This is a genomic window from Paenibacillus profundus (assembly GCF_021369635.1).
Taxonomy (GTDB): Bacteria; Bacillota; Bacilli; order Paenibacillales; family Paenibacillaceae; genus Paenibacillus_B; species Paenibacillus_B profundus.
Genome location: NZ_JAJNBZ010000024.1, coordinates 62260 through 77837, shown reverse-complemented (window position 1 = coordinate 77837; position 15578 = coordinate 62260). Strand labels below are relative to the sequence as shown.

Below are 15578 nucleotides of genomic sequence, written 5' to 3'. Positions count from 1 at the left end.
GCGGAAGGGCTTTGTCAAGAAAAGGAGGCCGCCTGCCGCGCGGTGCGGCAAACGGCCTCTTATCAGTCACCGTGGCAATAATGAGAGCTTGCATGTAACTTGAAATGTCTGTCAGCGGTTGATTTGGAAGTTATCGATATTGATTCGTTTGCCTGAAACTCCGGCAACGACAATTTTGAACCGGACGGCCCCCGTCTCGTTCACCTCGATCGTCTTATCGGCCAAGCTGGCGCCGCTGTTGTACGATTCTCCAACATCGCTCCATGTGGAACCGCCGTCCGTCGACTTCTGCAGCTTCCAGACCGCGCCGGTGTCATTGCCAAAGTTGGCATGTTGCAATGTGACACTCTCGGCCCCTTCCACATCATCATTCATGGCAATGAACCCGGCTGCGCGAATGCGGGCCGATTTGGCTCCGTTCTTCTTGTCATTCGGCAGGTCGCCGATGAGCGCATTATCAAACAGCCATAATCCGCTGTCGAGCGTCACGGTGCCAGCCGCATAAGCTCCTTTGCTGCCGGACTCGAATCCTTCTCCATCTCCGGTTGGAGGCTCGCCGGGTGACGAAGAATCATACCCGTAAGAGCCCTGCTTGAACGTGGATGAATCCCACCATTTATATCCTGAAGCCGGGCTGGCCCAAGGCTCGGGTTTCGGTTCCACGGAACTCTGCGGCGACTCCTGCGCCAACAGTGCGGTTGGTTGATCCAAAGTAAGTCCGGGCACTTGGCTTAATGAAGTATAACTCTCTTTTACAGACAACCAGTTCACTATATTGACCAACAGATTATCATTGTCCCGTTCGTAAAAGCCGTCGTATGTTTTCTTTGCTGCGCCATTTTCCTCCCGCAAATACTTCGGCGTGCTGTCCTCCACCGGAGAAGAATCACCGATAACGGCTGCTTTCCCCAGACCGGCCTTGGCAACCGCCACATATGGGCCTTCAGCCAAGCCACCGCCGTTATACACGCCTTGGTCGACTGCGTTGGGCCACGCTTTGTTGGTTGCTGCAATATACACAATCCCCTTCGCCTTGGCAGGATCTGTAATCGCTAAAGTCGAGCCGGCATGCATAGTCACGGTCTTCACATTCTCAGTGATGCCAAAGGCTTGGGGCGAGGGCACAATGTAGTCGGAGTTGATATCGCCAAGGGCATTATAGCGAATCCGTATGCCGAAGTTATCCGCCAGCCAATCCGAGCTTGATACATTCTGCATTGCCGCAGATTGGCGTTCCTCCGCACTCATGCCTGCCGTCGGATCCTGCCATGCTCCGCGACGGTACCCATTGAACACTTCCGAAGCATCCCAACGGTTTTTGTTGCGATCTGCGTTATAGTGGTCAGCGATGAAGAAAATGCTGCCTCCATTGTGCACATACTGCGCCATTGCCTGTTGTTCGGACGTTTTGAAGGGAATATTCGCTTCCGGAATGACAAAAACATCAGCATTTTCCAGATCGTTCAGCGCAATCGGTTCTTTTTTGCGCAGTTCCTTGACGTGGTAGCCTTCCTTAGCCAGAGCTGAGGCAAAATCGGAAAAAGCCCCATCAATGACCCAGTCCGCGGCACCGGCCGTCTGTCCGTGCGCGTTATCGAACAATACGGTTTTCCCGTTAGGAGCGCCAACGGGTTGAAGCACCGGCGCCGGATCCGACGGCCCTTCGGCCAGGACGGAGCTGACTGGCATCATAAGGCTGAACATCAAGCCAACGATCAGCAGCAAGCGCCCAATACGTTTACTCGTAATCATGAAATTCCCCTCCTCTTCAGTTACGAAAGTTCCAGCGGACTTTTTCCGCAGCCGGAAGCTTTCAACTATAAATTTCTTGCAGCATATGAGCATCCCGGAAGACTTACAGAGCCGCACTCCTTCTTGCTGCGCTTCTATAGCGTATCATGAAAGGCAGCAGTTTCATGATAAAATTATGTAAATTTTATCCACACTACTTTTGTGTAATGATTTTGTTAATCTGTGGCGGAGCGAAGGAATCATTTCGTTCGCATCGAATAAGGTTTTATATCGAGCAGGCATTGGAAAACAGGGATTTGCCAACAACAGAGATAAAAGTTCATCGCGACATCCCAGCATGAAAATCTCTTATAGGAGGTCATCCGTAATGCGCGAATCATTCACCTTGACGATATGGGCCACAAGCGATGTGCATGGCCACATGCTGCCCACACGGTACGCTGACAACGCCCCCGAAGAATTGGGTCTGCTAAAGCTCGCTTCACGGATTCGGCAGGTCCGCGCAGACAAGGAGCATTTTCTTCTCATCGATAACGGCGACCTTCTGCAAGGAACACCTTTGGCTACTTATCATGCCCGGTTCGATCCGCAGTCCCCCAATCCGATGATTGCCGCCTTGAATCGTCTTAAATATGACGCATTCATCCCGGGCAACCACGAATTTAATTTCGGTCTTGATTTTGTGAAAAAAGCGCAGCGCGAATCTTCGTTTCCCTGGTTGGCGGCCAACATTGTGCGAGAGGATACGGGAAAACCGTACTTTGGCGACCCTTACTTCATAACGGAATTTGCTGGCGGGCTGCGCGCAGCCGTGCTCGGACTGACCACCCGTTTCACCCCACATTGGGAACTGCCTGAGCATATCGCTGGCCTGCATTTCCTGCCGGCTGTAGAAGCCGCCAAGCAGTGGGTGCCTGAATTACGGAGCTGTAAAGGAGCCGACATCGTTATCATCGCTTATCACGGCGGTCTGGAAAGAGATTTACGCACGGGAGCTGCTCTCGAGGAGGATACGGGGGAAAATGAAGGCTCACGGATATGCGCAGAAGTGGAAGGCATCGACGTGCTCATTACCGGACATCAGCACCGGACCATTGCCAGCGGCAATATCGGGGACACTATTGTTGTTCAACCGGGAAGTCAAGGCCGGTACGCGGCCGAAATTGAATTGCTTCTTACTCGTCAAGATGGCCGTTGGCGCGTCAGCGAGAAACGATCTCAGTTGATTGCCGCGGCAGGCGCTGAAGCCGACCGTGAGCTTAGCGAATGGATTACGCCTTACGAAGTAAATGTCCAGCGTTGGCTTGACCGCCCCATTTGCCGAATTAACGGGGATATGCGAATACGTGATCCCCATGAGGCCCGGCTTGCCGAGCACCCTTTAATCGAGTTCATCAACCGTGTGCAGATGGACGTATCGGGCACGGATATTTCATGCACCGCCTTATTTGACGACAGCGCTGCCGGATTCGGCAATCAGGTATCCATGCGCGAAATAACCGCATTTTGTCCGTATTCCAACACATTGAAGGTGTTGCGGTTGAAGGGACGCGATATCCGGGACGCTCTGGAATGGTCTGCCCGCTACTTTGCGCCATATGACGGTCAATCAGTGGCCGTTCACTCGTCCTTCCTCTATCCCAAAGCGCAGCACTACAATTATGACATGTGGGAAGGCATAGAGTATGTCATGAACGTGTCCCGACCGGTAGGCACACGTATCGTACAACTGACACGGAACGGACAGCCCCTTGATCTGGACAAGGAATATGATGTCGCCATGAACCATTATCGCGCTTCAGGAGCCGGCGGGTTCCAAATGTTCTCCGGCAAGCCGGTCGTTCGTCATATTCCGATTGACACAGCCGATCTTATCGCAGACTATATGATGAAGCAGGGCACAATTACCGCAACGGTAAATCATAATTGGAAGGTCATTTGGGATTGAATAGATCAGCACATAATTATGTAAAAGAGACTGCCCCTCTAGTAGTTTTCTCTACTTTCGGGACAGCCTCTTCACATTTTGGGTACTTAAGTATAATTGCAATTGTTATTTGATAATATAAACCTGCACATCTTGCACGCCGAAAGTGCTGCCGGCACTTTTGCTTACCGGAACGAAAATGTCTACCTTTTTACCTTTAATCGCCCCGCCAATATCCCGTGCCTCAGCTACGAGTCCTCCTTGCGGCAGATGCTTGAATTGATAGCCTGTAATGAATAGCTTAGTTCCGAGCGGTATCACTTTAGGGTCAACGGCAACCGTGCCCAGCTTCAATGCATTCCCGTAGAAATCTACGGCTCCCCACTCACCATTTTCGCTCGGATGCGCTGTATACGCAGTTGCGCGCATGTTCAGCTTCTTCGAATAGGTTGTCGAACGTCCCGACACTTTAACCACATTTTTAGGAGCAGTATTTGCTGCTTTCACTGCTTGTTGTGGTGTGGAGCTTTTCTTGTCACCCGTTGCTTTCTTCGCTTCCTTCTGTACCACTGCTTCAGTCTTAGCTGCCTTCTGTGCTTCTGTTGAAACCTTCGATGCGTCATCTTTGTTGTCTCTCTCAATTGCCTTGGCAGGCAAGGAATAAGATGACGATACATTTCCTTGAATGACTGGCGTCGGAAGTTCCATTGTCAACCCGCCGTATATATTCTTCGGATTAATCAATGGATTCTCATTTACTAGAGCTTCTACGCTAATATTTTGCTTTTTAGCAATAGAGTAGAATGTATCTCCCTCTTTAGCCTGGTAGGGCTCGGCATATACCGGGATGATCTGTAAAATGGTAGCTATACCCAGTAAAGCGGCTGCGAGCTTCACAATTGTTCTTTTACGCATATGTTCCTCCTGTCAGTAGCCTGCGGGGTTAGTTGTCGGATTCGGGTTAAGGAGTTCCCCTACACCATGTCCGATCTTTCGGAATGGCGATTCACCCCAAGGTGATCATTTATTGAACACCGGTCAATCATCCCCCGTACGGGTGCTTCGTTTCGGCTCGAATTGCATCATATCACAAACTTGTAACCTGTGCGCAGGGAGTTACTGGAATTGTCTTGAAATAATGACTCCCTATGGATTTTTTCAGCGTAATTTAACGCTTAATCCTAACACTTTTGTAATTACTAGTGACAACTTTGTAATATTCGCACTTTTATAATAGCATAGTTTAAAAATTTGTAAACAAATTACATATTCCAAATATCCCCTAAAGATGAACCGCATTACAGGCGTACGTCAACCGGATGCTTGGGAATTTGAACAATCTGGTTTCACTCCATAAAAAAATCCCCATAATTAGGGGAGTGGTCATTCTGTCCAAATCCCTAACTACTGGAGATTATAGTTACTCATCGTGTTTTACAATACTTTGCTTAAAAAGTCACGTGTTCTGGAATGCTGCGGGTGCTGGAACACTTGCTCTGGCGTACCCTGCTCCACGACATCGCCGCCATCCATAAATAAAATCCGATCTCCCACCTCACGGGCAAAGCCCATTTCATGAGTCACGATGACCATCGTCATTCCTTCACTGGCGAGCGATTTCATCACTTCCAGCACTTCACCCACCATCTCCGGATCAAGAGCTGACGTAGGCTCGTCAAAAAGCATGACATGCGGCTGCATGGCGAGTGCGCGGGCTATGGCGATACGCTGCTTCTGACCGCCCGATAACTGTCCTGGATAAGCCGTGGCCTTGTCAGCCAGACCGACTTTGGTCAGCAGATCCATGGCAACCATCTCTGCCTGCTTCTTCTTCAACTGCTTCACCTTAATCGGCGCAAGCGTAATATTATTCAACACCGTCATATGCGGGAACAGATTGAACGACTGAAACACCATGCCCATCTTCTCACGCGTCTTGTTAATATTATGCTTCTTCTCATTAATCTTCGTGCCCTCGAACAAAATATCACCCTGCGTCGGCGTCTCCAACAGATTCAAACACCGCAGAAAGGTGCTCTTTCCTGAGCCGCTCGGCCCTATGACGACGACAACTTCGCCTTGTTTGATCGACATATTCATGCCTTTCAAAATATCCAATGCACCGAACGATTTATGCAAATTGCGAACCTCAATCATGACTGCTCAACTTCCTTTCCAGAGTTGCAACCGCTTTGGAAAGCGTAAAGGTAAGAATGAAATACATCATGGCCGCACCCATAAGCGGCCCCAGAGCCGTATACGTTTTACTCCGTATGACCTCGGTTTGGAACATGATGTCCGTAATGCCGATGAAGCTGACAATGGACGTTTCCTTTATAATGGTCACGAACTCGTTGCCAATCGCTGGCAGGACGTTGCGAAACGCTTGCGGCAGCACGATATGTCGCAGCGTCATCGCTTTTGACATCCCCAAAGAGCGGGCAGCCTCGGCCTGCCCTCTATCGATTGCTTGAATGCCGGCGCGGAAGATTTCAGACAAATAAGCAGAGCTGTTAATCGATACCGCGACGACTCCAGCCATAAACGGACTGAACTCGATGCCGAATTCAGTTAAACCGAAATAAATGATAAAAATTTGCACGAGAAGCGGCGTGCCTCGCACCAATTCAATATATGCGGTCGTCAGCCATTTCAATGGCTTGAAGCCGGACATTCGCACCAAGACAATAACAACGCCTAAAATGAATCCAGCCAATACGGAAAACAACGATAACAGCACCGTTATTTTCGCCCCGGATAAATAATCCCATTTAAAGTCCCATAACATTCCAAACCAATCGAGCACCGGTCTAACCCCTTTCCCATCCTTGCTCATATAGCACCTATTGTGTCCAACTCATGAAAAAAGCGGCTATCCGCCGCCTTCTCCTGCCTTACTCTCCCGATTCCGCCAGCTCCGTCGCCTGCGTAATGAACTGGTCCAGCTTGCCTTCAGACTTCAGACGGTCGATTGTCTTGTTCACAGCTTCCACCAATTTCGGGCTATCCTTGCGCATGCCGACAGCATAACCGTCGCTCGCCGGCTTCAATACGACGTCAGCTACTGCCAGCTCCTTGCGATTGGCTTCATAAGATTTAGCTACTGGCTTCTCTACCAGAACCGCGTCAATACGCTTCGTTTCCAACGCTAGCACAAGGTCGTTCACCTTATTCAGCAACTCGGCTTTTGCTTCCGGAATTTGTCCGATTACATCCTCGAACGTAGAACCTTTTTGAACGCCTACCTTCAAACCTTTCATATCTTCGGGTGACTTGTATTTATCTTTGTCTTCCGCCCGTACGATGACACCAGCTTCGGCAACATAGTATGGTTTGGAGAAATCCATCGCTTTCTGGCGGTCAGGAGTCGGGTCCATGCCGCTGATGGCGATATCGATCTTTCCGGTCGGTACAGATGCGACGACAGAGTCGAACTTCATGTCCTTAATTTCAAGCGGCACTCCTAAGTCCTTCGCGATTTCCTTCGCGAGCTCAATATCAAATCCGACAATCTCGTCTTTCCCGTCGACCGTTGCGTGGAACTCGAATGGCGGATAGTCCGCGCTCACTCCGAGCACCAGCTTTTTGTTCTCCATAACTGTATCATAACGGTCGCCCTTCGCTCCGCAACCGATGAGAAGACTCATTAATAGTGTGCATATGGTAACGATTTTCAGTGCTTTCATAGATGACATCCCCGCTTCTTCTATCTATTTTACCCTATCATTTCGAAGGGCTGAACTCATTATACATGATGGTGTATACTTATACAATCCTTCTTTTCAATAATTTTTCATAGCGGCGCTTTCATCTTGCCGAAACCTTCCTATGATATAATACAATGGTTGATAATACCATAGCTGTGATGAGGAGATTGATTTCTGTAGATCCAAAAGTGCGTATTTTGAAAACCATTTATTCCTAACATACCATTTAATACAAATCTCTTAGTTTATCGGAACACATCTGGAATTGGGGAATGAAGTATTTCAAGCGCATGAACATCAACTAATATTTAACAAGTCATAATTTTACATCACAACACCAAGTATTATCGATTCCTACTGCCTTCATTGCATCATACAGCAGCAAGAAGACTGGGCCTATCGTTGCATTTTATGTGAATATGATGCATTGCCCGACATCGGTCATGCCTGCTGACATCATCTCATCTGCACGATGAGCGAGGGGGGGGCGCAATTAGAGCTTCTCTCCCCGTTCATTCATTCGCTTATTTTGCATCATCGCTGAGCTCTGTCTATTCTGTAGCTGGCGCTTGCTTCACTGGAAATTTCACATTAATTAAAGTCTTCCCAGGTTCCGATTGAATCATTAACTGGCCTTGATGTCGATGCACAATACTATAGCAGATCGATAGTCCCAGACCTGTACCTTCCGCCTTCGTCGTTACAAATGGAGTTCCCGCAGACTCGAGCACTTTCTCTTCAAAGCCGGAGCCCTCATCCTCCACCTCTAACCATACTGACTCCTCTTCATAACGAGTTCGTATGTACAGCGATTGATTTGCATCCATTGCCTCCAATCCGTTGCGAATCAGATTATGGAGCAACTGGCGAATCTCTTTCTCATCCATTTCTAGCGCTGGAGTCTGCTGGAGATCCAAGTGGATATATTGACAATTTGCCGTCGCTGTCGCTTGGACAAGCGGATAAATGTGAGATATGACATCGTTTAATGACTTGAAACGGAATTGTACGAACTTGTGCTGCGCAAGCGTTAAATATTCGGTAATAATCGTATTCGCCCGCTCTATCTCTTCTATCATCGTATCGAAATAGACATGCTCCTTGGCGTGTTCAGGCTTGCTTCGCAGCAGTTGCAGAAAGCCCCGTACCGTCGTTAACGGATTGCGGATCTCGTGGCTGAGGGCCGCTGCCATCTCCCCGACGATCTTCAATGAGCTCATACGCTTCATTTCTTGTTCAATTTGCACCTGCTTTCGCAGCGCTTCCGTCATGCGATTCATATGCTCGCCCAGCTGCCTGAATTCATTGTTCGTCTCGATGCGCAGCATGCCGTTGTAATTACCGACGGCAATTCGGGAAGAAGCAGACACGAGCTGATGAAGCGGCTTCGCAATTAACTGACGCACCCAGACGGCTACGAGTAAATAGATGGCGAGGACAAGCAACAAAAAGGTGGCGACTGAAATCATCGATAGGTTCACGAAGACCTCATCGACGACAGCAACAGGAAGCATAATCATTGCACTCCACGCCGGTTCTGATAGACGCACAGAAAAAACGTACATTTTCTGATCATGATATTTCGTTATTACGACCGTTTCTTTTTGCCCCTTAATCTCATTGATGATAGGTACCAACTCGGTAGCAGAGTCAATATTATTGTTGGAAAAGTTAGTCTGTTTGTCATCCGTATCGTATAAAATGTCACCTTCGTTCGTAATTAATAAAATTTTGCTGGTCGGATGTATCGTTAGTTTGGAGGCAATCTGTTGCAAGTCACCATATCGAATATCGACACCGGCCACACCAAACACTCGGCCTCTCTCATCGGTAACCGGCGTGCTGATCGAAATAATTGGGAGGTTCACATAAGGGTCCATGTACGGCGAAGTGATATAAGTGCCATTCTTCTTCACCGCACCATGATAAAAGTCGTATCGAGGATCGTCTCGGAATTGGGGTAATGATTCATCGATGTAATTCGTTTGATATAAATTAGACAAGCGTCCTTCTTTATTGTTTCCATACCAAGAAGCGAACCGGCCTTGCTTCTCATAGTCGGATTGCATGGAGAACCAGTATCCGAACACGAGTTCATTCGGCTGGCGGGCGTACATTTCGGTCACATCGTTCAGGTCAGACTTGATATTGCGGGAAGAAGCATAAATCCCTTGGATAACACGGGCATAGGTTTCCACCATCTGCCGATGGTGGCGAATGGCCGCTTCCACTTCGTGAGCGGCCATTTTTACTTGATTCATGTAGTTCTCTTCCGTGTTGTTCCGAATCGTCGAGCGTACGGCTTCGTAGGAGAAGACGAAAATAATGGCAATCGCTGCAGCGACGGATACAACAATATGAATAATCATTTGCCGAGGAATCGTTCTATTCATAGCATCCTCCGAATTCGAATACGCCTGGATCGATGTCGGTTACAATCTGGATGAAATGTATAAGCGCAGCTCTTCAAGATCAAACGGTTTAGAAAAAAATCCAATTGCGCCCGCTGCTTTCGCTTCATTCACCTTCTCGGTATCGCTATATGCGGACATCATAATCACTTCTGTACTCGGACGCATCGTCCGTATCGTTCGCAACACGTCAAGTCCACTCTGGTCGGGCAAGCTTACATCCATTAACACGATACGGCTTGGGCACTGGCGTAACAGCTCCAGAGCCTGAGCTCCTGTTTCCGCTTCCAGCACTTCACAGGGAAAGTCATGAAGCGCCTCTCTCAACAACACTCGAATCGGATATTGATCTTCCACGATAAGTAAAGAGAAATGACTCTTATGTACGTCTTCTACAGAAGCATCATCTGACACGGAAGCAGAGCCCTTCCATTCTACAGGCGGTGGTTCATTCGGGACGGCTCCTCTTCGCTTTACATATTTGAAATACAAATAGATTAAAAAAGGGACAGAAGCAGCACAGATGACGAATAAAAACAATCCCATAACCTATCCTCCTTCCAATGAGGACGACAAGAATCGAATAATTGCGACATCTTGTCGCAATATTGATCTCATTATAGTATGTTTTGTCGATTGAAGATACGAAAATTTACCTTAAATTTCACAAAAAAAAGACTTTTGCATGAAAGTGAACATACAAAAGTCATATTTTCTAACTTTTTTCCTCATCCACGATCTGTAGTTCCGGCATCATACGCACCGGGAGCGTTACGATGACCGTCGTGCCGACATCCAGTTCACTCTCGATTGTCATTTCACCACCATGGGCTTTCACCAATTCGAACGTAATGGCCAAGCCTAACCCGGTTCCGCCATGACTCGGATTTACTTGGTAAAATTTATCCATCACTTTCGCCAGATGCTCATGGCTAATCCCGATGCCTTGGTCGACAATTCGCACGACTGCCTTCTCTTCATCCCACGTCGTGTGCACCGTAATAACCGATTCTTTTGGAGAGAACTTGATGGCATTGTCGATGAGATTCAGAAATACTTGTTTTAATCGATTGGTATCGGCATTCAACGGAATCTCGGTCCCGCGGACTCGCTCTTCGAGCGAAATCTGTTTTTGTTCCGCCTTCTTCTTCACTTGCAGCATCGTATCTTCAATGACATTGGCCAACGATACCGGATGCCAGTGGAACTGCAGCTTGTTCTGCTGCAGCTTGGAGAAATCGAGCAGGTCTTCGACAAGGCCGATCAGGCGATCCGTCTCCTTCGAGATGACGTTCATACCTAGCTTCGTCTCTGCTTCATCGTATTGTCCGGAAAGCAGCGTCTCGCTCCAGCCTTTAATTCCCGTTAATGGTGTCCTCAGTTCGTGAGATATGGAAGATATAAAGTCATTCTTAAGCTGGTTGCTCCGCACAATTTCGTGCGCCATAAAATTAAGCGTCTTCGCGAGCTCACCCAGTTCATACTTATAGCCTTCTTTAATTCGAATGTCGAACTGCCCTCGAGCCATCTGTGCGGATGCGGCCGTAATCTCGTTGACTGGCTTCACGATAGAATTCGCCAATCCCAAGCTGATGACGAGCACGACGATAAGGACCGCAATTGAGACAATGATGGACAAGAGCACTATGCCGTTAATTCGGTCATTCACCAATTCTAACGAGGTCACCAGCCGAAGCACGTAGACAATGTCGCCACGCACTAGTAGCGGAGCCGATACTGCCATGACGGCTTCGCCGGTACCCGGCTGCTTCCCGGTCCATTGATTGATATTCCCGTTTAGCGCGCTTATGACATCGGAAGTGGTGACTGGTGTGTCCACTTTGAACTCGTTCGAAGTGACCAGAACCTTCCCGCTGCGATTCAAGATTTGAACTTCGGCGTTATCTAGTTTAAATAGCTTCAATAGCTCGGTAAGCCACCCTTGATCGTCTTCGTTCGAACCCAGACTCAAATAACGTTGATAATACGAGGTAGTTACAGCCGAATGATACGTCAGATGATTCGATACCGACTCATAATAGTACGTCCGTACGGAAATTAAAAAAATGGCTTCTAAAATAAGCATCGTCAAAAATACAACGATGAAATAATGCAGTACGACCGAACGGCGTATGCCGGGTTTTATCATGAAGAAGTTCCTTTCCATTTATACCCGTGTCCCCATACGGTTTCCATATACTTCGGCGCAGATGGCTCATCTTCTATTTTCTGCCGCAAACGGCGGATGTTAACGTCAACGATTTTGGGATCACCCATGTAATCTTTTCCCCACACATGATCCAACAATACGTCACGGCTTAACGTCATGTCCTCTTTTTCCATGAAGAACTGCACTAAGGAGAACTCTGTCGGTGTTAAATCAATAGCTTCGTTCAATTTCGAGAACCGTTTGGCTATCAGATCTAACGTAAACGGACCCGAATGATATACTACCTTCTGTGCCGACTGCTGGTACGAATTCACCCTGCGCAGTAAAGACTGAATCCGCGCGACAAGCTCTGTCGGACTGAACGGCTTGCTTACATGATCGTCCGCACCAACGGAAAGGGCATAGACCTTATCCTGCTCCTGAACCTTCGCCGTCAAGAAAATAATGCCCAATCGTTCATTATGCTCCCTGACGCGGCGGCACACTTCAAACCCGTCGATGCCTGGCACCATGACATCAAGCAACGCAATATCGATGGTCGGATCATTCATTATCATTTGGAATGCATCGTTGCCATTGTCGGCTTCCACGACATCAAAGCCATTGCGCTTCAAATTGATGACAATAAAGCTGCGGATGGATTCTTCGTCTTCGAGGATTAGTATTTTCGTCATCGTTTCCGTCTCCTTATCTATTTACTGTTGCTTTCATTATTGTTTAATTCCGGAATCTTAGGTAGGCCTTTGTTCAGTTTAAGCGGTTCTTTACTGATGATTCCGATTATTTTATCACCAAAAGAACTTAAGTACGTCCATTTCTCTTTGTTTAAATCCCACATTACAGGAGTGAAAAAACGGATCTCGGCTAGTTTTTCATTCGTATTCTGGTCGACGAAGATAAGAATCTCATCCTTTTTCGATTTCGTATCTACCGTAACGCGACCATACCATGATTTCGGGAACGTCAGATAGAAACGATCCAGATAATCTCGGTACTGCTTGTCAACCAACTTCAAGCCATTGCTTCCATCCCACTGAAAGTAGTTCGTAAAATAAGGAATTTCATAGGATTCGTACAGACGATCCCAACCTGACGGTGTCTCCGGCATAGCGATTTCTATAATCCCGTCGCCATTAATGTCAGCACTCGTGGTAAAATACGGCTTCAAGGTCATGTCATCACTCAGCACTTGCTCCAGCACCTTGTCCTTATTCAACACGACAACATTCGTCAACCAATAGTTGGCACCTGCCGATGCATCCATCACGATTCCTTTGTGATCTTTACTAATGAAGCCGGACACCATATTAATATACATGTTTACTTCTTTATCCATAGCCAGCTCATTAAGCTTGACCATCTTCCCATTCTGATAATCAAATGCGGTAAGAACCGGGGACTGACCGCGGCGATTGTTCACGATAAACAGCTGGTTTTTTCCGTTCTGATCAAGATCATCAATAACAAATTGCGAGTAAGGCTGCTCAAACAGTTTGTTGATTCCGTCCTGCGTGAACGTATATATGACAAGACCTTTGTTCAAGTCCGTGTCGTTGCTTCCATATCCGACCACCAGATCCAACCGGGAATCGTTCGTAATGTCGATAAGTTCAACAGAGTCGAGCTTGATGCCTTCCCCGTCAAAATCAACGACCATTCTCCATGAATCCCCGTCCCTGTGAAAAACCATCCCATGTATGCGGACTTCCTTTTCCGGGGTCTCATAAAAAACGACCGCCGTATCCGCAAGACCGTCGTTATTCAGATCCGTGACCCGGATCGCGCTCGCGTCGTCCGAGCTGGTCGGGCGTATAAGTATCGCTCCTTCGGGCAGCTGCGAAGCGATCATGCTTTTTAGGTTAGCCTTCTCAGTAGGGAGCCTTGGAACGCTCATCAATGATTTAGGATCTTGAATCCACTGGCAGCCGCTGAGCATCACGCTCAGCAGAATGAGAAGAAGTGACGCGCTGTGTATGAGCCGCTTAGTTCTCAACCTCATCCCTCATTTCATAGTTAACTTGATTTCATTGTATCCTTGAACGGGGTGAGTATTCGACACCCCTATCCCTATCGAGTGAACCAAATACCTATCTATTATAAAAAAAAAGCGCCACCAAAAGGTGACAATCCCGTGACAAACCAACGTTATTTAATACCACAACGCATCGATTACCCCATTCTCGGCTTTGATATCATTCAGATCGTATATCGAAATTGGAAAATATTGAAATCCGTATACATAAGGGGCTAGATCATACAAGCCGAAAAACAGGACAAGCGCCTTATCCGTCATATAAAAATCCTGATTTTTATCAATTGACTTGAACGGTTCGAATGTCGGTATTTGACGCTGTTTGATTTGTGCGGCAACATGCTTGGATAGCTCCGCGACATATGGAACCCCAGGTTCGAACAATTGTGCGAGCGTAATAAGCTGGCCCGAGTCCGTCTGGAACGTCAGACCGCGTTGATAGGTCATCCCATGCGCGGCACCCTTCGTATAGCCATACACAATTAATACAAGACTGATAAGCCCACGTTCATTTAGCTTGATTTCGTAGGTACCGGTTACTTCAGTATCTTGTGATTCTTCATAGCCAGTCATTTGTATTAATTTCACAGCCTGATCTCGAATGGCTCGATTCATTTTCGCTGCGGCTTCGGGATGTGAACTGCTGCTAACCTGAGGCACATACACTTCCAATCGCGGCTTGCGGATGACATACGGCTCGATTTGCGCCGGTAACGGATGCAGCATGAATCAGCCATCTCCCTCAAGTAACATATTGTATGCTGACACAGAACGTAACGGATGAAGCTCCGTGGTCTGCACTAGCATATGCGCAAGAAAGAGATGGCGTGACAAATGCCCATATTTCTTTATAAGATAAGAGCTTTCTCCGACTGAAGCAAGCGCCGGCCTTTCACATCCACTACGATTTGGCCTTGTTTCAGTCCCCATATGCGGGTTGCATATTTTTCAGCCAGCTCCACTTGGTGGAATACGGCAATGACGGTCTTGCGCTGCCTGAAGCACAGTCCCTGGAACGTCTCCAGCACTGAATCGGCCGATTTCGGATCGAGACCTAATACCGGTTCATCGGCAAGCAGCACATTCGCACCGTGCACGAGCGCACGAGCGATAGCGACCCGCTGCTTCTCTCCTCCACTCAAATCCCCCGTCTTCTTATGGGCTTTATCGAGCAGACCGAGCATTTCCAGCGTATCCATAGCCCCCATATAATCGTCGGAACGAATCATGCCTGTAGCCATGCGCCACAGCGGCGTCTGGTGGAAGCGGCCGATAAGCACATTTTTGAGCGCCTTGCGATTGGCAGCCAACACCGGATTCTGCTCCAAATAAGCAAACTCGCGCCACACCTTGCGCTTTCCATTCCATTGCTGGGCAATCATATCGGCCCCGTCCACGATCAATTTCCCGCTTGTCCAGCTTTCACGCAGCGCTAGACACTTCAACAGCGTCGACTTTCCGCTCCCGCTCGGGCCCACGATCCCGATGAACTCGCCGGGTTGAATTTCAAAGCTCAGTTTATTCAGAACCGGTTCCGCCGGAGGATACCGCTTTACAAGTCGTTCCACTTTAATCATCG

13 protein-coding genes and 1 riboswitch are annotated in these 15578 nt (G+C 48.0%); of the genes, 1 reads left to right on the top strand and 12 read right to left on the bottom strand.

The features are described from left to right. Positions 1 to 111 precede the first annotated feature (111 nt). Positions 112 to 1704 carry an Ig domain protein group 2 domain protein gene (locus tag LQV63_RS22650; RefSeq protein WP_407672952.1) on the bottom strand — a complete coding sequence of 531 codons (1593 nt, stop codon included), beginning with the start codon at positions 1702 to 1704 and terminating at the stop codon, positions 112 to 114. A 415-nt stretch (positions 1705 to 2119) separates the two neighbouring features. Here LQV63_RS22650 and LQV63_RS22645 point away from each other — a divergent pair, with 415 nt between their 5' ends. Further along, on the top strand, positions 2120 to 3700 hold the full coding sequence (locus LQV63_RS22645) for a bifunctional metallophosphatase/5'-nucleotidase (RefSeq protein WP_233698406.1): 1581 nt from the start codon (positions 2120 to 2122) through the stop codon (positions 3698 to 3700). A 105-nt stretch (positions 3701 to 3805) separates the two neighbouring features. Here LQV63_RS22645 and LQV63_RS22640 read toward each other — a convergent pair whose 3' ends face one another. The 11 genes from LQV63_RS22640 to LQV63_RS22590 form a co-directional block, all read right to left on the bottom strand. Beyond that, positions 3806 to 4594, bottom strand: a complete 789-nt coding sequence (locus LQV63_RS22640; protein WP_233698405.1) for a 3D domain-containing protein — start codon at positions 4592 to 4594, stop codon at positions 3806 to 3808. A gap of 1 nt (position 4595) precedes the next feature. Next, positions 4596 to 4762: riboswitch (cyclic di-AMP (ydaO/yuaA leader) on the bottom strand. Between the two features lie 351 nt (positions 4763 to 5113). Further along, positions 5114 to 5836 (bottom strand): amino acid ABC transporter ATP-binding protein, encoded by a 723-nt coding sequence (locus LQV63_RS22635; RefSeq protein WP_019423916.1) that lies wholly within the window; start codon positions 5834 to 5836, stop codon positions 5114 to 5116. Beyond that, entirely contained in the window at positions 5829 to 6485 is a 657-nt protein-coding gene (locus LQV63_RS22630; RefSeq protein WP_019423915.1) for an amino acid ABC transporter permease, read from the bottom strand. Before LQV63_RS22630 ends, LQV63_RS22635 begins: the two co-directional genes overlap by 8 nt. A gap of 88 nt (positions 6486 to 6573) precedes the next feature. Further along, positions 6574 to 7365 (bottom strand): transporter substrate-binding domain-containing protein, encoded by a 792-nt coding sequence (locus LQV63_RS22625; protein WP_019423914.1) that lies wholly within the window; start codon positions 7363 to 7365, stop codon positions 6574 to 6576. Between the two features lie 572 nt (positions 7366 to 7937). Then, positions 7938 to 9779, bottom strand: coding sequence for a sensor histidine kinase (locus LQV63_RS22620; protein ID WP_233698404.1), 1842 nt, complete (start codon positions 9777 to 9779; stop codon positions 7938 to 7940). 39 nt (positions 9780 to 9818) lie between these two features. Continuing rightward, on the bottom strand, positions 9819 to 10343 hold the full coding sequence (locus LQV63_RS22615) for a response regulator (RefSeq protein ID WP_233698403.1): 525 nt from the start codon (positions 10341 to 10343) through the stop codon (positions 9819 to 9821). A gap of 169 nt (positions 10344 to 10512) precedes the next feature. Continuing rightward, on the bottom strand, positions 10513 to 11946 hold the full coding sequence (locus LQV63_RS22610; protein WP_019423911.1) for a sensor histidine kinase: 1434 nt from the start codon (positions 11944 to 11946) through the stop codon (positions 10513 to 10515). Then, positions 11943 to 12641, bottom strand: a complete 699-nt coding sequence (locus LQV63_RS22605; protein ID WP_019423910.1) for a response regulator transcription factor — start codon at positions 12639 to 12641, stop codon at positions 11943 to 11945. Before LQV63_RS22605 ends, LQV63_RS22610 begins: the two co-directional genes overlap by 4 nt. A gap of 17 nt (positions 12642 to 12658) precedes the next feature. Beyond that, complete coding sequence (locus LQV63_RS22600; protein WP_233698402.1) at positions 12659 to 13960, bottom strand: hypothetical protein; 1302 nt, start codon at positions 13958 to 13960, stop codon at positions 12659 to 12661. A 156-nt stretch (positions 13961 to 14116) separates the two neighbouring features. Further along, positions 14117 to 14725 carry a DUF3298 and DUF4163 domain-containing protein gene (locus LQV63_RS22595; RefSeq protein ID WP_233698401.1) on the bottom strand — a complete coding sequence of 203 codons (609 nt, stop codon included), beginning with the start codon at positions 14723 to 14725 and terminating at the stop codon, positions 14117 to 14119. Between the two features lie 122 nt (positions 14726 to 14847). Then, a complete protein-coding gene (locus LQV63_RS22590; RefSeq protein ID WP_019423907.1) occupies positions 14848 to 15576 on the bottom strand; it encodes a phosphonate ABC transporter ATP-binding protein in 729 nt (242 codons plus the stop codon). Between the last annotated feature and the right edge of the window lie 2 nt (positions 15577 to 15578).

Bases quoted from the DNA above. Each gene is read 5' to 3' on its own strand.
- LQV63_RS22605 (WP_019423910.1), bottom strand. From the start codon at position 12,641: ATGACGAAAATACTAATCCTCGAAGACGAAGAATCCATCCGCAGCTTT.
- LQV63_RS22610 (WP_019423911.1), bottom strand. From the start codon at position 11,946: ATGATAAAACCCGGCATACGCCGTTCGGTCGTACTGCATTATTTCATC.
- LQV63_RS22595 (WP_233698401.1), bottom strand. From the start codon at position 14,725: ATGCTGCATCCGTTACCGGCGCAAATCGAGCCGTATGTCATCCGCAAG.
- LQV63_RS22650 (WP_407672952.1), bottom strand. From the start codon at position 1,704: ATGTTCAGCCTTATGATGCCAGTCAGCTCCGTCCTGGCCGAAGGGCCG.
- LQV63_RS22645 (WP_233698406.1), top strand. From the start codon at position 2,120: ATGCGCGAATCATTCACCTTGACGATATGGGCCACAAGCGATGTGCAT.
- LQV63_RS22625 (WP_019423914.1), bottom strand. From the start codon at position 7,365: ATGAAAGCACTGAAAATCGTTACCATATGCACACTATTAATGAGTCTT.
- LQV63_RS22620 (WP_233698404.1), bottom strand. From the start codon at position 9,779: ATGAATAGAACGATTCCTCGGCAAATGATTATTCATATTGTTGTATCC.
- LQV63_RS22590 (WP_019423907.1), bottom strand. From the start codon at position 15,576: ATGATTAAAGTGGAACGACTTGTAAAGCGGTATCCTCCGGCGGAACCG.
- LQV63_RS22640 (WP_233698405.1), bottom strand. From the start codon at position 4,594: ATGCGTAAAAGAACAATTGTGAAGCTCGCAGCCGCTTTACTGGGTATA.
- LQV63_RS22615 (WP_233698403.1), bottom strand. From the start codon at position 10,343: ATGGGATTGTTTTTATTCGTCATCTGTGCTGCTTCTGTCCCTTTTTTA.
- LQV63_RS22635 (WP_019423916.1), bottom strand. From the start codon at position 5,836: ATGATTGAGGTTCGCAATTTGCATAAATCGTTCGGTGCATTGGATATT.